At 73.3% G+C, this 17,482-nt stretch carries 18 protein-coding genes; 12 read left to right on the top strand and 6 right to left on the bottom strand.

The annotated features are described in order from the left end of the window. Positions 1-16 precede the first annotated feature (16 nt). Together ACFQGU_RS04265 and ACFQGU_RS04270 are read right to left on the bottom strand one after the other, a co-directional pair. Positions 17-484, bottom strand: coding sequence for a GyrI-like domain-containing protein (locus tag ACFQGU_RS04265; protein ID WP_386764123.1), 468 nt, complete (start codon positions 482-484; stop codon positions 17-19). Beyond that, complete coding sequence (locus tag ACFQGU_RS04270) at positions 481-1,377, bottom strand: A/G-specific adenine glycosylase (RefSeq protein WP_386764124.1); 897 nt, start codon at positions 1,375-1,377, stop codon at positions 481-483. Before ACFQGU_RS04270 ends, ACFQGU_RS04265 begins: the two co-directional genes overlap by 4 nt. A gap of 60 nt (positions 1,378-1,437) precedes the next feature. Here ACFQGU_RS04270 and ACFQGU_RS04275 point away from each other — a divergent pair, with 60 nt between their 5' ends. The 6 genes from ACFQGU_RS04275 to ACFQGU_RS04300 all read left to right on the top strand — a co-directional run bounded on the left by ACFQGU_RS04275 (position 1,438) and on the right by ACFQGU_RS04300 (position 6,252). Continuing rightward, positions 1,438-2,082, top strand: a complete 645-nt coding sequence (locus tag ACFQGU_RS04275; RefSeq protein WP_386764125.1) for a hypothetical protein — start codon at positions 1,438-1,440, stop codon at positions 2,080-2,082. Between the two features lie 5 nt (positions 2,083-2,087). After that, positions 2,088-2,342: a hypothetical protein gene (locus ACFQGU_RS04280; RefSeq protein ID WP_386764126.1), complete on the top strand. Its 255-nt coding sequence runs from the start codon at positions 2,088-2,090 to the stop codon at positions 2,340-2,342. A 201-nt stretch (positions 2,343-2,543) separates the two neighbouring features. Further along, positions 2,544-3,632: a chemotaxis protein CheB gene (locus tag ACFQGU_RS04285; RefSeq protein WP_386768144.1), complete on the top strand. Its 1,089-nt coding sequence runs from the start codon at positions 2,544-2,546 to the stop codon at positions 3,630-3,632. Between the two features lies 1 nt (position 3,633). Next, a complete protein-coding gene (locus ACFQGU_RS04290; RefSeq protein WP_386764127.1) occupies positions 3,634-5,034 on the top strand; it encodes a CheR family methyltransferase in 1,401 nt (466 codons plus the stop codon). Positions 5,035-5,036: 2 nt separating this feature from the next. Further along, the gene (locus ACFQGU_RS04295; RefSeq protein ID WP_386764128.1) at positions 5,037-5,612 is read left to right on the top strand and encodes a chemotaxis protein CheW; all 576 of its coding nucleotides are present in this window, start codon (positions 5,037-5,039) and stop codon (positions 5,610-5,612) included. Between the two features lie 85 nt (positions 5,613-5,697). Then, positions 5,698-6,252, top strand: a complete 555-nt coding sequence (locus tag ACFQGU_RS04300; protein ID WP_386764129.1) for a hypothetical protein — start codon at positions 5,698-5,700, stop codon at positions 6,250-6,252. A 12-nt stretch (positions 6,253-6,264) separates the two neighbouring features. On the opposite strand, the gene disA is transcribed toward ACFQGU_RS04300, so the two are convergent. After that, the gene (disA, locus tag ACFQGU_RS04305; RefSeq protein WP_386764130.1) at positions 6,265-7,362 is read right to left on the bottom strand and encodes a DNA integrity scanning diadenylate cyclase DisA; all 1,098 of its coding nucleotides are present in this window, start codon (positions 7,360-7,362) and stop codon (positions 6,265-6,267) included. 160 nt (positions 7,363-7,522) lie between these two features. After that, positions 7,523-9,025 (bottom strand): DNA repair protein RadA, encoded by a 1,503-nt coding sequence (locus tag ACFQGU_RS04310; protein WP_386764131.1) that lies wholly within the window; start codon positions 9,023-9,025, stop codon positions 7,523-7,525. A 175-nt stretch (positions 9,026-9,200) separates the two neighbouring features. On the opposite strand from ACFQGU_RS04310, the gene ACFQGU_RS04315 reads away from it, so the two are divergent. Further along, positions 9,201-10,187: a hypothetical protein gene (locus ACFQGU_RS04315; RefSeq protein ID WP_386764132.1), complete on the top strand. Its 987-nt coding sequence runs from the start codon at positions 9,201-9,203 to the stop codon at positions 10,185-10,187. 4 nt (positions 10,188-10,191) lie between these two features. On the opposite strand, the gene ACFQGU_RS04320 is transcribed toward ACFQGU_RS04315, so the two are convergent. After that, positions 10,192-10,638 carry an MmcQ/YjbR family DNA-binding protein gene (locus tag ACFQGU_RS04320; RefSeq protein ID WP_386764133.1) on the bottom strand — a complete coding sequence of 149 codons (447 nt, stop codon included), beginning with the start codon at positions 10,636-10,638 and terminating at the stop codon, positions 10,192-10,194. Positions 10,639-10,793: 155 nt separating this feature from the next. Next, entirely contained in the window at positions 10,794-11,657 is an 864-nt protein-coding gene (locus ACFQGU_RS04325) for a hypothetical protein (RefSeq protein ID WP_386764134.1), read from the bottom strand. 354 nt (positions 11,658-12,011) lie between these two features. Between ACFQGU_RS04325 and ACFQGU_RS04330 the strand changes: the two genes are divergently transcribed. The 5 genes from ACFQGU_RS04330 (at position 12,012) to ACFQGU_RS04350 (ending at position 17,442) form a co-directional block, all read left to right on the top strand. Next, complete coding sequence (locus ACFQGU_RS04330; protein WP_386764135.1) at positions 12,012-12,941, top strand: Ppx/GppA phosphatase family protein; 930 nt, start codon at positions 12,012-12,014, stop codon at positions 12,939-12,941. A gap of 88 nt (positions 12,942-13,029) precedes the next feature. Next, positions 13,030-15,402, top strand: coding sequence for an HAD-IC family P-type ATPase (locus tag ACFQGU_RS04335; RefSeq protein ID WP_386764136.1), 2,373 nt, complete (start codon positions 13,030-13,032; stop codon positions 15,400-15,402). Between the two features lie 10 nt (positions 15,403-15,412). Then, a complete protein-coding gene (locus tag ACFQGU_RS04340; RefSeq protein ID WP_386764137.1) occupies positions 15,413-16,255 on the top strand; it encodes a sugar phosphate isomerase/epimerase family protein in 843 nt (280 codons plus the stop codon). Continuing rightward, the gene (locus ACFQGU_RS04345) at positions 16,252-16,848 is read left to right on the top strand and encodes a TetR/AcrR family transcriptional regulator (protein ID WP_386764138.1); all 597 of its coding nucleotides are present in this window, start codon (positions 16,252-16,254) and stop codon (positions 16,846-16,848) included. The genes ACFQGU_RS04340 and ACFQGU_RS04345 overlap by 4 nt, the downstream gene beginning before the upstream one ends. 90 nt (positions 16,849-16,938) lie before the next feature. Further along, complete coding sequence (locus tag ACFQGU_RS04350; RefSeq protein WP_386764139.1) at positions 16,939-17,442, top strand: hypothetical protein; 504 nt, start codon at positions 16,939-16,941, stop codon at positions 17,440-17,442. Positions 17,443-17,482: the final 40 nt, after the last annotated feature.

Consider the following 17,482-nt stretch of genomic DNA (forward strand, 5'->3'; position numbering starts at 1 on the left):
AGCAGGGCGAGCGGGATCAGCGGCAGGGGGCGGTGAGGATCGTGCGGTGGGGGTCGGCCTCGGGGCCGTCGAGGTAGGTCTCCCACGGGTCGCCCGCGCGCTCGAGGGCGTGCTCGGCGAAGAACGCCTCGACCGCGGCGTACGCCTCGCCGAGCTCCTGCCACCGGCCGACGTGCACGGCCACGACGGCGTCGCCGCCCGGCAGCTCCACCCGCTCGACCGGGCCCGAGCCCTCGAAGCCCGGCGGGCACGGGAAGCCGGCCTCGAGCGCGAAGACCTGCGCGGCGCCCGAGGCGTCCATCGCGCCCAGGGCGTAGCGGATGACCGGCGCGCCGACGGGGCCGAGGCCCTGGGCACCCAGCGCCGCCACGACGTCGCCGTACGCCGCCCCCACGAACGCACCGATCTCCTCGGGGCGCGCGGTGCCGCGCACCGCCGCCGCGGGCTGGGGCTGGAGGCGCTCGACGCCGATGCTCTCGATCACGCGTCGATCGTTCCACCGACGCCCGGCAGGCGGTAGCGGCCGTTGGCCAGCGGCTCGGCGAGGCCGTCCGCCACCAGGCCGTCCAGGGCTCGCTCGCGCTGGACGGCGTCGTCCCAGACGGCGTCGAGCGCAGGCTTCGGCACGGGCGCGTGCGCCTCGCGCAGCACGGCCATCAGCCGTCCGCGCACCTGGCGGTCGGTGCCCGCGAACTTCTGCACGGGCCGCTCCGGGCCGTCGTACGCCGGCTTCCCGAGCGCGACCCAGGTGCAGGTGGCCGACACGGGGCAGGCCCCGCAGGAGGGCGACGCCGCGGTGCAGACGAGCGCGCCGAGCTCCATCACGGCCACCGACCAGAGCGCCGCCTCGCGGTCGAGGTCGGGCAGCACGGATGCGGCGAGGGCCCGCTCGGCGGCGTTGATCGTGGGCCGGGGGTGCTCGCTGCCCGTGAGGAGCCGGGCGAGGACGCGGCGCACGTTGGTGTCGAGCACGACCGCGCGCCGACCGAACGCGAACGACTCGAGGGCGGCGGACGTGTAGTCGCCGACGCCGGGCAGCGAGCGCAGCTGCTCGGGCTCGTGGGGCACCTCGCCGCCGAAGCGCAGCACGCAGGCCTGGGCGGCCTCGTGCAGCCGGAGCGCGCGGCGCGGGTAGCCGAGGCGGCCCCAGGCGCGCACGACCTCGCCCGGGGGCTCGGCGGCCAGCGCCGCCGGGGTGGGCCAGCGCCGCATCCACTCGAGCCACACGGGGAGCACCCGGTCGACCGGCGTCTGCTGCAGCATGACCTCGCTCACGAGGACGCCCCAGGGGGTGCGGTCGGCCGCCCGCCACGGCAGGTCGCGGGACGACGCGGCGTACCAGGCCAGCAGCGGAGCGTGCAGGTGCGAGGGCGGCATGACCCGCGCATCCTCGCACCCAGCCGCGCGCACGGCAGGCGGCCAGGTAGCGTCGCCCCCGTGAGCACGCTGCTGCGCCCTGTCGGGTCCAAGCCGCCCGGCACCTACTGGGTGCGCCGTGCCCTCGTCCTCCTGATCGTGCTCGCCCTGGTCCTCGGAATCCGGCAGCTCTTCTTCAGCGGCGGCTCCGCGTCCACCGCGGCCCCCGAGCCGACCGGGTCGTCCTCTGCCGAGCCCGACCCGAACGGCAGCGCATCCCCCTCCACGAGCGCCTCGCCGAAGCCGTCGTCGAGCGCCAGCTCCGGCATCGGGCCGTGCAAGAACAACCAGATCCAGGTGACGTCCTCGACCGACGCGGCGTCCTACCAGGTCGGCGCCACGCCGCAGCTGCGCATGCGGATCAAGAACATCTCGAAGTCCGCCTGCCAGCGCGATGTCGGCAGCAAGAACAACGAGCTCGTCATCACCTCGGGCAGCGCCCGCGTGTGGTCGTCGGACGACTGCAACACCGGCGGCAGCGCGCAGGTCGTGACCCTGCAGCCCGGCCAGAGCTACTCCGTGAACGTCACCTGGCTCGGGCGTCTCTCGCAGAAGGGGTGCCCGCCCGACCAGCCCATCGCAGACGCCGGCACCTACAAGCTCGTCGGCCGCAACGGCGACGTCAGCTCGGACGGCGCCGTCTTCTCCCTCACCAAGTCCGCCTGAGCACGATGGGGCACAGCCACCGGTCCTGGCGCTCGGAGCGCTCGATCCTGTCGATCGCGTCCACGGGATCCGTGCTCTCCATCGCCTCGACCGGGTCGGTGCTCTCGATCGGGTCGATCGGGTCGGCCCTGTCGGTCGGGTCGATCGGCTCCGTCCTTAGCCTCTGCTCGATCCTGTCGGCAGGCTCGAGCTTCTCCGCGCTGTCGTACCGGTCGTACAAGGCGGCCCTGGCAGCGCACGCGGGCCGCTCGAGCGCCTGATCAGGGCGTCGCCCCCGACATCCGCCAGGCGCTGGCGCCCGTCGTCGGGCAGCCCCTCGCGGGCCGGGCCGGGCGCGGTCCGGGGGCCGAGTTCCTTCCCCCGTACGGGTCAAGGACCTGCGACTTCCTGACGATGCCTCCCTCAGAGGACCGGGACGACCGGTTCCGCGAGGCTGCGCAGCGGGAGGGGGTCGCGTGTCGATGACCGCGTCCGACGTCGGCGCGCCGGCCATCCCGGAGCGTCGGGTCTCGACCGTCGTCGTCGCGGGCACGCATGTGCGGCTCGCCCGCCTCAGCCACCTCCTGCAGATGTCGGGCGTCGAGGTCCTGGGCGCGGCGAAGACGGCCGAGGACGCCGTGACCCTCGTCGGCACCCTCGGCCCGGACACGGTTCTGCTCGACCTCGCGCTCGGGGTCGGTGGCCTCGAGGTGGTCGAGCGCGTCATGGCGCGCTGCCCCACGCCGATCGTGCTCATCGGCCCCGCGTCGCAGCAGGCCGACGTCGCGCTCGCCGCCGGGGCGGTGGACGTCGTGGCTCCGACCGCCGAGCACCTCGGGCCCGGCGCCTTCGCCCGTGTGCTCGGACGTCATCTCAGCGTCGCCAGCCGGGTCCGGGTCATCACCCACCCGCGCGGCAAGCTCCGCGACCGCGGTCTCGCCTCGGACGGCGTCTCGCCTGCGCCGGTCCAGCACGGCGCCTTCCGCCGTACGCCGGTGGTCGTCATCGGCGCCTCCACGGGCGGACCGCCCGCCCTCGCCTCCCTCCTCGGATCGCTGCCGCCCGACTTCCCGGCACCGGTGGTCGTCGTCCAGCACATGGCCGAGGGGTTCGTCGAGGGCCTCGCCGGCTGGCTCGACGGCGTGGTGCCGCTGCCCGTCTCCGTCGCCCTCTCCGGCGACCGCCTGCGCCCCGGCCATGTCGTGGTCGCCCCGAGCGACGGCAACCTGGTCGTCGAGAGCTCCCTGCGCATCCGGGTGGAGCCGGCGCGCCCCTCGCAGCTGCACGTGCCCGAGGTCGACCGCACCTTCCGCTCGGTCGCCGAGGTGTGCCGCGACCGCGCCGTCGGCGTCCTGCTCACGGGCATGGGGCGTGACGGCGCAACCGGCCTGCTCGCGATGCGGCGGGTCGGTGCGTTCACGATCGCCCAGGACGAGAGCACCAGCGCCGTGTGGGGCATGCCGGCCGCTGCGCTCGCGGTCGACGCGGCCTCGGTCGAGCTGCCGCTCCCCGAGATCGCCGCGGCTGTGCTCGACGCCGTCGCGCGGCTCGCCGTCCCGGAGGCGGTGTGAGATGACCACAGTCGCCCCGAGCCGTGAGCTCACCGACTCCGAGCACCTGGCCCTCGCCGAGTTCCTCTCGCGGACGGCCGGCCTGGTGTTCGACCGCAGTCGTCGTCCGGCCATCGCCGGGATCGTCTCCGACCGCATCGCCGCGACCGGTGCAGCCGACCTCGGTGCCTACCTCGCGCGGGTCAGCGCACCGACGGGCGCCGACGAGCGGCAGCGCCTCCTCGACGAGGTCACGATCCCCGAGACGCACTTCTTCCGGAACCCGCCGCAGATGCACGCGCTGCAGCACCGTCTGCTGCCCGAGCTCATGCGCCGCGCCGTCGCCCGCGGCCGCGCGCTGACGATCTGGAGCGCAGGCTGCTCGAGCGGCGAGGAGCCATACTCGCTCGCGATGCTCGCGCTCGAGGTGGCCGAGACGCTGCCCGAGGCGCCCGAGATCCGCATCGTGGCCACCGACCTCTCCTCCGCCGCGGTCAGCGCGACCGTGCGGGGAAGGTACGCCGGACGCTCCCTCGCCCTCGTCGAGCCGGAGCGGCTCGAGCGGTTCTTCGCGCCGGGCGTGGGCGGTGCCTTCGAGGTGTCGCCCGAGGTCCGTGCGCTCGTCGACGTACGGCTGCACAACCTCGTGACCGACCAGCCGCCGTTCGAGCACGGCGAGGTCGACCTCGTCGTGTGCCGCAACGTCACCATCTACTTCGCGCGCGACACGACCCGCGACCTCGTCGGACGCTTCCACGGAGTGCTCGGCGCCGGCGGCTACCTGGTGCTCGGCCACGCCGAGACGCTGTGGCAGGTGACCGACGCGTTCACGCTCGTGACCCTCGGGGACGCGTTCGCCTACCGCAAGGACGTGCCGGTCGTCCGCGTGCCTGAGCCCGAGCCCGAGCCGGAGCCGCGCCCCCGGCGTCCGCTGCCGGCGCCCCGCGTCGCGCCCCCGCGGCCGCACTCGCGCGACGAGCTCGACCACGTCCCGGACCCCGACCTCGCCACCGACCTGCTGCGCCTCGCCCGCGAGGCGATGGAGCAGACGAGGTACGGCGAGGCCGCGCGTCTGGCGGCTGCGGCCGCGACGGCGAGCCCGTTCGAGGTCGACGCGTACCTCGTCGAGGGACGCGCCCGCGCGACCGTCGGCGACGACGCCGGCTCGCTCGTGGCCCTGCGCAAGGCGGTCTACCTGTCGCCCGAGCTCGGGCACGCCCGCTTCGCGCTGGCCGGAGCGCTGTCGCGCTGCGGCGAGCACGCCGCCGCCGCGCGCGAGTACCGCGCCGCGGCCGTCTCCCTGCCGAGCACGTCGGAGAGCGAGCTCGTCGACCTGCTCGACGGCTGCGACGTCGTCCAGCTCGTGACGCTGAGCCGCCGCCTCGCCGACGAGTGCGACCGGCGGGCTGTCGAGGAGGGGTGAGCGTGTCCCTGTTCACCGCTGCACCGACGCCGTCGGCCGCGCGCCGTTCCGCGGCTCCAGCCCCGGCGCCCGCTGCCGTCGAGCCCGGCCCGCGCACGCCGGTGAGCGGCGACGGCGGCCACGTGCTGTTCGCGGTCGGTGCCACGACCTTCGCCGTCGCCGTGGGCGACGTCCACGAGATCACCCGTGCGCCGCGGCTCGACCTCCTGCCCGAGATCGACCGGCCCGGCTACGGCTTGGCCGTCGCGCTCGTCGACGTGCGGGGACGCTCGGTGCCGGTGGTCGACCTGCGCACCGATCGGTCGTGCCCCGGCGATGTGCTGCTGCCGGTCTACCGGCGGCACGCGGGCCTCGTCGTCGACCGTGTGGTGCGGGTGACCGCTGCGGGCGAGCTCGTGCCCGAGACCGACGAGGTGCCCGAGACGCTGCCGTCGTGGACGCGCGGGATCGTGCGCCCGGCCGGCGGCGGCGACCCGGTCGTCGTGGTCGCGATGCCCGACGCCGCGGCGATCGAGACCGGCGGTGCGCGGGCCGGCGAGCCACCGCTCGGGTCGCCGGTGCTCGGCGCCGAGGCCTGAGCCGCGGCGAAGCCCGTGCATCGGCGCCACGGGTCCGACATCCTGGCTGTGGCGGGCAGGGGGCCCGGAGGGGCAGGTCGCGCACATGTCGTCGTACCGACGGACCGTGGTGGGCGACGTCGTGCCTGGCCGCGGCGCCATCGCGTTCGCCTGGGCGGTCTCGATCGCCGTGTTCGGGCTGTCCTTCGTCGCCACCCTCGTCGTCACGATGCTGCTGGTGTCGCCCGTCGCGATGCGCGCGGATGCGAGCAACCCCCTGGGCGTGCAGTGGGACTCCTGGGCGTCGTGGCTCTGCCTCGGCCTCGCCCTGCTCGTGGGGACCCTGATGATCACGGCCGGCGGGGGCAGCGGCCTCGTGTGGAAGTGGGCGGAGCTGCGCGTGCTCGACGGCACGGGCGCCGTGGCGTCATGGCCTCGGCGTGCGCTGCGGCCGCTCGTGCTCGGTGTCGTGGTGCTCGCGGTGCTCGCCGTACGGCACGACACCGGGGGTGCGCTGATCGGGATCGCCCTCGTGGGCGTGGCGCTCGGAACGTCGCTGGCTGCGGCGGACCGCCGCGGGGTGATGGAGCGGGCGCTCGGGCTGCGCGACGTGACCTACGGTCAGGTGCCCGCCCCCGACGACCACCCCGTGACGACCTGAGCCGTCGGTGCGTCAGACGTAGCGCTCGAGGATGCTGGACTCCGCGAGCCGGCTGAGGCCCTCGCGGATCGAGCGGGCGCGCGTTTCGCCCACGCCCTCGACGGCCTGCAGGTCGTCGATGCTCGCGGCCAGCAGGCGCTGGAGCCCGCCGAAGTGGTCGACGAGGCGGTCGAGCACGACCTCGGGCAGGCGCGGCACGCGGGCGAGCAGGCGGAAGCCGCGCGGGCTGACGGCCTGGTCGAGCACCTCGGGCGCGGTCGGGAATCCGATCGCGCGGGCGACCGTCGTGAGGTCGAGGAGCTCGGTGGCGGTCAGCGCGTCGAGGTCGTCGAGCGCCGTCTCGAGGGTGCGGGCCGACTTCTTGCTCGTGGGAGCCGGGAGGTAGTCGCGGATCACGAGCTGGCGGTCGATGTCGACGCCGGCGATGAGCTCGATGAGCTGCAGCGAGAGCAGGCGGCCGTCGGTGCCGAGCTCGACGAGGTAGTCGGAGATCTCCGCCGAGATGCGCCGGACCATCTCGAGCCGCTGGGCCACCGCGCAGACGTCGCGGACGGTGACGAGGTCCTCGATCTCGAGCGCCGAGAGGGTGCCGCTGACCTCGTCGAGGCGCATCTTGTAGCGCTCGAGGGTGGCGAGGGCCTGGTTGGCGCGCGACAGGATCTGGCCGGAGTCCTCGAGCACGTGGCGGCGACCGGCCACGTACAGGGCGATCGTGTTCATGGACTTGCTGACGCTCACGACGGGGAAGCCGGCCTGCTTGGAGACGCGGTCGGCGGTGCGGTGGCGGGTGCCCTGCTCGTCGGTGGGGATCGTGGGGTCGGGCAGGAGCTGGACCGCGGCGCGCAGCAGGCGGGTGCCCTCGCGGTCGCAGATGACCGCGCCGTCCATCTTCGCGAGCTCGCGCAGGCGCTGCGCCGAGAACTCGATGTCGAGGGAGAAGCCGCCGGATGCCATCGCCTCGATGGTGCGGTCGTGGCCGAGGACGACGAGCCCGCCGGTGCGACCGCGCAGGATGCGCTCGAGGCCGTCGCGCAGGACCGTTCCCGGGGCCACCGCGGCGATCGCCGCCCGCAGGGCGAGGTCGACCTCGTCGCGCTTCTCGCTCGCCACCGTCGGCCCCCTGCGTCTCGCGCCCGGGCTCGTGGGTTCACGCGCTGGCTGCGGCTCCCGGGCGCCGCCACTCTAGCGACGCGCGGCGAGCGGGTGCCGCTCCGGGTCGCGCCGATACGTTCTCGAGACGTGCGAGCCCGCGTTGCGCGCTGCTGGTCGGTCAGACGACGGAGAGGTGGCGCAGCATCGCGAACGCGTCCTCGAGGTGGTGCACCTCGGTGATGCGTGCGCCGTCGAGGGCGCCGCGGGCATCCGGCGGCAGCTTGGCCCTGGTGCCGCGGGGGACGAGGATCCGCTCGAAGCCCAGGCGGCGCGCCTCGGCCACGCGCTGGGCGAGGAACGGCACGGGTCGCACGTCGCCCGACAGGGCGACCTCGCCGATCGCGAGCACGTCGCCGTGCAGCGCGCGGTCGAGGCTCGCCGACGCGATCGCGAGGCAGACCGCGAGGTCGCAGGCAGGGTCCGAGAGCTTGGCCCCGCCGACGGTGGCGACGTACACCTCCTTGTCGGAGATGGGTCGGCGTACCGAGCGCTCGGTGACCGCGATGAGCATGGAGACCCGGGCGGCGTCGAGCCCGCTGACGCCGCGACGGGGGTTGGGGGTGGCGGCGTTGGTGACGAGCGACTGCACCTCGGCCAGCATCGGGCGCCGGCCCTCCATCGTGACCGTGACGCAGACGCCGGGGACGGGCTTGTCGCGGTGCTCGCGGAACAGGTCGCTGGGGTCGGTGACCTCGCGCAGGCCGTCCTCGGCCTGCTCGAAGCAGACGATCTCGTCGGCCGGGCCGTAGCGGTTCTTCACCGCGCGCAGCAGGCGCAGCGCGGTGTGGCGGTCGCCCTCGAAGGTGAGGACGGTGTCGACGAGGTGCTCGAGGGCGCGGGGCCCGGCGATGCTGCTGTCCTTGGTCGACTGGCCGACGATGAGCATCGGCGTACGGCGGGACTTCGCGACCCGGCTCAGCACCTGGGTGACCTCGACGACCTGCGAGACGCCGCCGGCGCGGCCCTCGACGTCGGCGCTGGCGATGGTCTGCACCGAGTCGACGATGATCAGCGCGGGATCGTGCTCCTCGATGTGGCCGAGGAGGGTGGCGAGGTCGTTCTCGTCGGCGAGCAGCAGGCGCTCGGAGTCGGCGCCGATGCGCCGGGCCCTGACGCCGATCTGCTCGACCGACTCCTCGCCCGAGACGTACAGCACGGTGCTGCGCCCGCCGGTGACGCCGGCGTCCCACTCGCCCGCCGTCGCGGTGCCGCCGGAGGCCGCCGAGGAGGCGCTGCGCCCCGCGTCCGTGCCGCCGGGCTCGGCGAGGCGCTCGGCGACGTGGTGGCCCACGGCGAGCAGCAGCGTGGACTTGCCGACGCCCGGCTCGCCCGCGACGAGCACGACCTGGCCGGGGACGAGGCCGCCGCCGAGGACGCGGTCGAACTCGCCGATGCCGCTGGAGGAGCGGACGACCTCCTGCTCGGCGATCTGGCTGACGGGTCGGGCCGCACGCGTGGGGGCCACGCCGTCCGTGCGGGCCTTGAGCCCCGACGCCGACGTTGGCGCCGACACCTCGGCCACCGTGCCCCACGCCTGGCACTCGCCGCAGCGGCCGACCCACTTGGGCGACGTCCACCCGCACTCCGTGCACCGGAACCCCGGCAGCCGCACCTTCGCCATGCCCCGCACCCTACGGACCCCCACCGACCCCACCCCGACCCCGTCGACCCTCGGTTCCGGATGAAGGCGACCTTCATCCAATAGAGCCGAACAATCCTTCCCATCACGGACGGCGTTATCCACAGCCCCCGCATTCATCCTGGCCGCGGTTCCAGGCGGCGTGGAGCCTGAGGGCATGCCTCGCCGCGCCGAGTGGAGCAAGGACGCCGTACGCCTGGTCGCGGCGCGTCAGCTCGGACTCATCACCAGTGCCCAACTGACCAGCCTGTCGGTTCCGCGGTCGACGATCGCGTGGTCCGAGCAGGTGGGCGGAATGTTCAGCTGGGTCCTTCCGGGGGTCCACAGGTTCGAGGGCTCTGGCCCGCTCACGCGTGATCAGGAGAACCTCGCGTCGCTCCTCTGCGGCGGGTTCGGATCCATGCTGAGCGGTGCCCGGGCGTTGGAGCTGTACGGCGTACGCGCGGCCAGGCGCCGCTCGTTCGGTGGTGACCAGTGGGCACTGGTTCTGGTGCCCCACGAGCGCAAGCGTTCGAGCCGCGAGTTCGTGCGCATCGAGCGGACTCTCTGGCTCCCGGAGCCGAGGAGCCTCGGCCTCGTCCTCGCCGCGCCACCTGCTCGTGCAGCGATGGACGCTGCCCGCGCGTGCACTGTGGAGGACGACGTCCGGGCGCTCATCTTCGAGGTGGTGCAGCGGGGGATCACGACGCCCGAGGCGCTATCAGACGAGCGGATCCGCGGCCAGATCCGCGGATCTCGTTTCGCCCGCCTCGCGCTCGAGGAGGTGTTCGCCGGCGTGCGCTCCGTCCCGGAGGGCGACGTACGGCGGATCTTCGAATCCCGCGGCGTGACCGGGCTGCTCTACAACCCGATGCTCTACCTGCCCGACGGCAGCTTCCTCTGCTCGCCCGATGCCTACGACCCGCTCACCGGCACCGCGCTCGAGGTCGACAGCCGCGAGCATCACTTCTCGGTCCAGAGCTGGGAGGCCACGATGCTGCGCCACGGCCGCATGACCGCTGCCGGGCTCGGAGTCCTGCACTCGCCGCCGAGCCGCATCACGCGGCAACCGGACGACGTCGTCGACGAGTTCTGCCGTACGCAGTCGTCGCGTCTCGGCTGGGTGCCGACCGTTGTCGTGCGACCCTCGTCGCCCGCCGCGTGACGGCCTAGCGCGTACGGCGAGGCAGCGGGAACCGGTCGGGGTCGACGTCGAACCGCTGGCGCGCCGTCAGCGTCGAGACGACCAGGTCGTACGAGTCCTCGACGAGCTCGCGCAGGACGTCGTCGGGCACCGATCCGTCGAGCGTGACGGAGATCCAGTGCCGCTTGTTCATGTGGTAGCCGGGCTCGATCGCCGGATGCTCAGCGATCAGCGTGGGCCCGACCTCGGGTTCGACCTTGAGCGTGACGATGCCGGGGTCGCCCCACAGGCCGATCATCGCGAAGAGCTTGCCGCCGGCGTGGCGCCCGGTGCCGACGTCGGTCGCTGTGGCGATACCGACCTTGTACACGTTCACGTCGTCGCCGAACGGGTGGGTCAGCGTGGCGCCGGGCAGCTCGAGCGGCATCGCGAGCGCCCTCGTCCGCTGATCCGTCGTACGCCGTCGAGCCATGGCACGACTGTACGGACGCCCGAGGACAACGGCCGCGGCGCTGGACGTGGTTGCCGGGATTGTTCGGCTCTATTGGATGAAGTCCCCTACCGGGCGAGGCCTCCGGCCATCGTCGCCCGGCGGGGGCCCATCCCTTCATCGCAAACGATCGAGGGCTATTCGGGGTCGGCGGGATGGGGGGCGAAGGGGAGGAGGGCGGCGGCGCGCTCGGCGGGGGTGCGCTGGCGGGCGGCGACCTTGCGCGCGGCGGTGAGGGCGGCCATGCGCGCCTCGCAGTGCGCCTCGAGGACGTCGTACGCCGGCTGGCCCATGAGCTCGATCAGCGTGCCCCGCTCGGTGACGTAGACCGGCTCGGGCGCGACATGCGCCTCGGTCGAGCCGCTGCAGTACCAGTCGAGGTCGTGGCCGCCCGGGCCCCAGCCGCGACGGTCGTACTCGAAGATCTGCACGAGCAGGATCTGCGTGCCGTCGGTGCGCTCGACGTGCTGGAAGGTGCGGCGTACCGGCAGCTGCCAGCACACGTCGGGCTTCACCTCGAGCGGCTGCTTCCCGATGCGCAGGGCGAGGCTGTGCAGCGAGCACCCCTCGCCACCCTCGAAGCCCTTGCGGTTGAGGAACACGCACGCGCCGTCGACCACGCGCGTCTTGCGCTGGCCGTCCTCGTCCCTCTCGACGACGCCCTTCTTGCGGCCGGTCTTCTCGTACTGCCACGTCTCGGGCGTGAGCATCGCGGCGTACTTCTTCATGCGCTTCTCGTCGTCCTTGTCCGAGAAGTGCGCGCCGAGGACGCAGCAGCCGTCGTCCGGCTTGGTCGCGTCGATGCCGTGGCAGCCGCTGCCGTAGATGCACGTCCATCGGCTCGTGAGCCAGGTGAGGTCGCAGCGGTAGACGGTGGTGCCGTCGGCGTCCGCCGGGTCGGGGAACTCGATCCACGCGCGTGGGAAGTCCAGCGGCACCTCGTCGCCGCGTCCGATGACGACGTCGACCGGACCGCTCTTCTTCTTGCCTCCACCAGCCACGCCGCAACCCTAGGCCGTGGCCGCGGACCGCACGTGCCTGGGCGCCGTTCCGACGCCGCGACGAGACGTACGCCGGGGCCTCGCCCTCGCGCCGTACGCCGACCCAGGGCGGCACGGTTGGCGCAACGCCACGGCCGCTGTACGCGGCCCCCTGGCTGGCCGGCCGGGGCTATGCAGGCCGGGTTCTTGCGCTCTGAGCAGCGAAGTCCCCTCCCGGGCGAGGGCTTCGCCCATCGTCGCCCGGTGGGGGCCCATCCCTTCATCGCACACGGGAATCGTCCGCGAGGGGTGAACAATCGGTGCGATTGCGCGGGGCGTGTCCCCGCCCAGGCGTGCGCCGCCTAGGCTCGGGCCGTGCGCCTCGGAGTCCTCGACGTCGGTTCGAACACCGTCCACCTCCTGGTGGTGGACGCGCACCACGGTGCTGCCCCGCTGCCGGCGCACTCGCACAAGGTCGAGCTCCGGCTCGCCGAGCTCATCGACCCCGACGAGCGCATCACCGACGCAGGCGTCGACCGGCTCGTCGAGTTCGTCCGCTCGGCGCAGGAGGTGGCCGAGGACCTCGGCGTCACCCAGATGCACGCCTTCGCCACCTCGGCGATCCGCGAGGCGACGAACGGCGAGGACGTCCTGCGACTCGTCCTCGAGCGCACCGGCGTCGACCTGCAGGTGCTGTCCGGTGCCGACGAGGCCCGGCTCACCTTCCTCGCCGTGCGCCGGTGGTTCGGCTGGTCGTCCGGCCGCCTGCTCGTGCTCGACATCGGCGGCGGCTCGCTCGAGATCGCGCTGGGTTCCGACGAGACCCCCGACGTCGCCGTCTCGCTGCCGCTGGGCGCCGGCCGTCTCACCCGGGCCTACCTCGCGCACGACCCCGCCCGGCCCGAGGAGATCAAGGCCCTGCGCAGGCACACGCGCGCGACGATCGCCGAGGTCACGGGCACGCTCGCCCGCGCCGGCGAGCCGCGCCACGTCGTCGCCACGAGCAAGACCTTCCGGTCGCTCGCCCGGATCATGGGGTCGGCGCCGTCCAGCGAGGGCCCGTTCGTGCAGCGGCTGCTCGCGCGCGACGACCTGCGCACCTGGGTCCCCAAGCTGGCGTCGATGACGGCCAGGGAACGCGCCGCACTGCACGGGGTCAGCCCTGGCCGCGCCCCGCAGCTCCTGGCCGGCGCGCTGGTCGCGGAGTCGGCGATGGACCTCCTCGGGCTCGATGCGCTCGAGATCGGTCCGTGGGCCCTGCGCGAGGGCATCATCCTCGAGCTGCTCGACGGGCTCGACCGGTGACGCAGCCGTCCGTCGCACCGTCGTACGTCGACGGCGCCGCCACCGGTGCCGCGACGACGGCGACCGATGGCGCGCAGCGGGCCGCGGGATGACGGCGCCGACCCGCGAGGTGGTCGACCCCGCTCGCGGGCTCTCCGCGGCAGAGGTCGCGGAGCGCGTGGCGACCGGCCGCGTCAACGCCGTCAAGGACCGCAACGCGCGCAGCCTCGGCGACATCGTCCGCGCCAACACGTTCACGTACTTCAACGCGCTCATCGGGTTCTTCTGGGTCCTGATGCTCGTGAGCGCGCCGCTCATCGACTCGCTGTTCGGCCTCGTGATCGTGGTCAACACCGCGATCGGCATCATCCAGGAGTACCGCGCGGCCCGGACCCTCGCGAAGCTTTCCCTCGTCGGCCTGCAGCAGCCGACCGTGCGGCGCGACGGCGTCGATGCCGAGATCGCCACGCACGACCTCGTGCTCGACGACGTGATCCTGCTACGCACGGGCGACCAGATGCTCGTCGACTCCGTGGTTCTGGAGTCCAACGGCCTCGAGCTCGACGAGTCCCTGCTCACCGGCGAGGCCGACCCGGTCGCGAAGGAGATCGGCGACGACGTGCTGTCGGGCTCGTTCGTCGTCGCGGGCTCCGGGGTGGTGCGTGCGACGCGCGTCGGCCACGACTCCTACGCGTCGAAGATCGCCGACGAGGCGAGCAAGTTCTCGGTCACGCGGTCCGAGCTGCGCTACTCGATCCAGCGCTTCATCAAGGTCGTGTCCTGGTTCCTGGTGCCCGTCGGGTTCTTCCTCTTCATCTCGCAGTACCGCGCGAACGACGGCGACATCCGCGCCTCGATCGCGGGAACGGTGCCCGGCGTCATCACGATGGTGCCCGAGGGCCTGGTGCTGCTGACGAGCGTCGCGATGGCCGTCTCGGTCATCCGGCTCGCGCAGAAGAAGGCGCTCGTCCAGGACATGCCCGCCGTCGAGGTGCTCGCCCGGGTCGACGTCGTCTGCGTCGACAAGACCGGCACGCTCACCGAGCCCGGCATGGCCGTGCAGCAGGTGGTCACGATCGACGACTCGCTGCCCGTCGCCGACGCCCTCGGCGCGCTCGGTGCCAGCGAGCCCGAGCCCAACCAGACCCTCGTCGCGATCGCGGCGAAGTACCCGGCCACCGAGGGCTGGACGGTCACCGCCACCGTGCCGTTCTCCAGCTCGCGCAAGTGGTCGTCGGCGACGTTCGGCGACCGCGGAGCCTGGGTGCTCGGCGCCCCCGAGATGCTGCTGCCCGACGGCGACCCGGTACGCACGCAGGCCGACGGCCTCGCCCAGGGGGGAGCGCGCGTCCTCGTCCTCGCGTCCTCGGCCGGCGAGCCCAGCTCGGACGACGGTGCCGGCGACCTGTCTCCCGCGGCGCTCGTCGTCATCAACCAGACGCTGCGCTCGGACGCCGCCGAGACGGTCGCGTACTTCCTCGAGCAGAACGTGAAGATGAAGGTGATCAGCGGCGACAACGCCGTCACCGTCGGGGCGATCGCCGCGCAGGCCGGCGTCCCGGGCGCCGACACCCCCGTCGACGCCCGCGACCTTCCGGACGACCAGGAGTCGCTCGCCGAGATCCTCGAGACCCACAGCGTCTTCGGCCGGGTCACGCCGGCGCAGAAGCGCGCGATGGTCGGCGCCCTGCAGAGCCGCGGCCACGTCGTCGCGATGACCGGCGACGGGGTCAACGACTGCCTCGCGCTCAAGGACGCCGACCTCGGCATCGCCATGGGCTCCGGTGCCGGCGCAACCCGCGCGGTGGCGCAGATCGTGCTGCTCGACGACCGCTTCGCCGTCATGCCGTCGGTCGTGGCCGAGGGCCGCCGGGTGCTCGGCAACGTGGAGCGCGTCGCCCAGCTGTTCCTGTCCAAGAGCTTCTACGCGATGGTCGTCTCGCTCGCGACGATCCTGCTGACGCTGCCGTTCCCGTTCCTCAACAGGCACCTCACCATCGTCACGGCGCTCACCATCGGCGTCCCGGCGTTCTTCCTGGCGCTGCTCCCGAACACCGAGCGCTTCCGCCCGGGGTTCTTCGGGCGCGTGCTCGTGTTCGCCATCCCGTGCGGCCTCGTGTGCGCGCTGTCGGCGTACGCCACCTACGGCTACGTCCTCAACGTCAACGACGGCGACGTCGACACCGCGCGCACCGCGGCCGTCACCACCCTGTTCATCGTGGCGTGGTGGATCCTCATGCAGGTCGCCAAGCCATGGGACGCGATCCGCCTCGGCATCTGCGGCGCGATGCTCATCGGCTTCGTCGGCGTCCTCTACATCCCCTGGCTCTCGAACCTTTTCCAGATGTCGTGGGCGCCCGACCACGACGGCCTCGCCGCCCTCGCGATCGGCATCGTCGGAGCCACGATCGTGAGCCTGCTGCACGCCTTCGTGATCAGGGGTCGGCAGGCTGCGGGTGGAGACCTGGCGCCCGCCGGGTGAGGATGGGCACGTGAGCGCTGCGCAGCCTCGGACCCCCGTGGTCACCCTGTCGACCGCGTCGACGTACCCCGAGTCGACCGCGGCCGCCTTCGAGATGGCCGCGCGCCTCGGCTACGACGGCCTCGAGGTCATGGTGCTCACCGACGCCGTGAGCCAGGACGCCAACGCGCTGCTGCGCCTGCGCGACCACTACGGCATCGCGATCACGTCGATCCACGCGCCCTGCCTGCTCGTCAGCCAGCGGGTCTGGGGCACCGAGCCGTGGCCGAAGCTGCAGCGGGCCCAGGCCGCCGCGGAGCTGCTGGGGGCCGAGACGGTGGTGGTGCACCCGCCGTTCCGCTGGCAGCGCGACTACGCGCGCGACTTCGTGGCCGGCATCGAGTCGATGCAGAGCGAGACCGACGTCCGCTTCGCGGTCGAGAACATGTACCCCTGGAAGGCGGCGAGCCGGGAGTTCATGGCCTACCTGCCCGACTGGGACGTCCGCAACGACGACTACCTGCACACCACGCTCGACCTCTCGCACACCTCGGTGTCGCAGAGCGACGCGCTGGAGATGGCCGACGACCTCGGCGAGCGTCTCGTGCACCTGCACCTCGCCGACGGCTCGGGCTCGACCCGCGACGAGCACCTCGTGCCCGGGCGCGGCAACCAGCCCTGCGGCGAGGTGCTGCGCGGTCTCGCCGAGCGCGGGTTCGACGGCCAGGTGGTCGTCGAGATCAGCACGCGCAAGGCGACGACCCGGGAGCAGCGCGAGATCGACCTGGCCGAGTCGCTCGCCTTCGCCCGGCACCATCTGTCGGGCGTCGCGGAGGATTTCGTGCCCGCCGTGGCCCGGGAGGTGCTGCCATGAGCTCGTCCGACGACGTCTCCAAGATCCTGCTCGACGCTGCTCGCGCCGCGTACGACAAGCGCGGCTACCTCGGCACCACCATCAAGGGGGTGGCCGCCGCGGCAGGCGTGGCCCCCGATGTCGCGATGCGCTACTACCGCAACCGCGAGCAGCTGTTCGCCGCTGCGATGCGGCTGCCGTTCGACCCGTCGACGTCGATCGCGCAGCTGCTCGCGCCCGGGATCGACGGGCTCGGCGAGCGCCTCGTCCGCATCACGCTGCGCATGCTGGACGACCCCGAGACGCGCGACCAGCTCGCCGAGATGGTGCGCGCGGGCGCGGGCGCCTCGAAGGCCACGGCGTCCCTGCGCGAGTACCTCGAGAGCGCCGTCGTCGACCGTGTCGTCACGGTGCTCGGCGTCCCGGACGCGCGGATGCGCGTGTCGCTCGCTACGTCGTACCTCCTCGGGATCGCGAGCATGCGCTACGTCCTGAGGATCGAGCCGCTCGCCTCCGCGACGGAGGACGAGATCGTCGCCCTCGTCGCGCCGGCCGTGCAGGCGGCGCTCACGACCCCGACCGAGCCGACGAAGGCGCAGTCGTCCGGGCGCTGACCCGTGCGACGCGTGGCGGCCGCGTGGCGCGTGCGGCAAGGTGGGCCTGTGGCCACGAGGCCAGCGCATCCGATGCCTGAGGGGTACGTCGTGAACAAGGGAATGCTCGCTGTCCTGAACGAGTCCGAGCGTCTGCTGGTCCTCGAGACCGAGAAGGCCGAGCTCGCGAAGCTCGACGAGGACGGCCTCGTCGCGCTGCACGACCGCATCCGTCGCGCCCGCAACAAGTACACGGGCCAGTACCGCCGCGGCGGCGCGAGCAAGGTGCCCGCCAAGGGCGGTCGCGGCAAGGCCAGCCAGCAGAACTCCGCCGCCCGGGCCAAGGCCGAGGCCTTCGAGGTCGCCCTCGCGAACGTGAGCACGGCGCTCGCCGCCGCAGCGCGCCGTACCGCGGCCGAGCTCAAGGCGGAGCGGATCGCGGCAGCCCGCGGTGAGGGCGCCCCCGCGGTCGCCAAGGCTCCGGCGACCGGGCGCAAGGCAGCAGCGAGCCCCGCGACGAAGCGCACCCGCAGCGACTCCTCGGCAGTTGCGAAGAAGAACGCCTCGACCCTCGCGGCCGGCGCGCGTCGTCAGGCCAAGCGCGACAGCCGCTGACCGCTCACGGCATCCAGGCCCCCGGCCGCCGACCGGGGTC

The organism is Longivirga aurantiaca, from assembly GCF_042660085.1.
GTDB lineage: Bacteria > Actinomycetota > Actinomycetes > S36-B12 > CAIYMF01 > Longivirga > Longivirga aurantiaca.

What these genes read in the sequence shown, in the direction of transcription:
- ACFQGU_RS04270 (WP_386764124.1), bottom strand. Translation starts at nt 1,377, where the DNA reads ATGCCGCCCTCGCACCTGCACGCTCCGCTGCTGGCCTGGTACGCCGCG.
- ACFQGU_RS04280 (WP_386764126.1), top strand. Translation starts at nt 2,088, where the DNA reads ATGGGGCACAGCCACCGGTCCTGGCGCTCGGAGCGCTCGATCCTGTCG.
- ACFQGU_RS04285 (WP_386768144.1), top strand. Translation starts at nt 2,544, where the DNA reads ATGACCGCGTCCGACGTCGGCGCGCCGGCCATCCCGGAGCGTCGGGTC.
- ACFQGU_RS04290 (WP_386764127.1), top strand. Translation starts at nt 3,634, where the DNA reads ATGACCACAGTCGCCCCGAGCCGTGAGCTCACCGACTCCGAGCACCTG.
- ACFQGU_RS04300 (WP_386764129.1), top strand. Translation starts at nt 5,698, where the DNA reads ATGTCGTCGTACCGACGGACCGTGGTGGGCGACGTCGTGCCTGGCCGC.
- ACFQGU_RS04310 (WP_386764131.1), bottom strand. Translation starts at nt 9,025, where the DNA reads ATGGCGAAGGTGCGGCTGCCGGGGTTCCGGTGCACGGAGTGCGGGTGG.
- ACFQGU_RS04315 (WP_386764132.1), top strand. Translation starts at nt 9,201, where the DNA reads ATGCCTCGCCGCGCCGAGTGGAGCAAGGACGCCGTACGCCTGGTCGCG.
- ACFQGU_RS04320 (WP_386764133.1), bottom strand. Translation starts at nt 10,638, where the DNA reads ATGGCTCGACGGCGTACGACGGATCAGCGGACGAGGGCGCTCGCGATG.
- ACFQGU_RS04335 (WP_386764136.1), top strand. Translation starts at nt 13,030, where the DNA reads ATGACGGCGCCGACCCGCGAGGTGGTCGACCCCGCTCGCGGGCTCTCC.
- ACFQGU_RS04345 (WP_386764138.1), top strand. Translation starts at nt 16,252, where the DNA reads ATGAGCTCGTCCGACGACGTCTCCAAGATCCTGCTCGACGCTGCTCGC.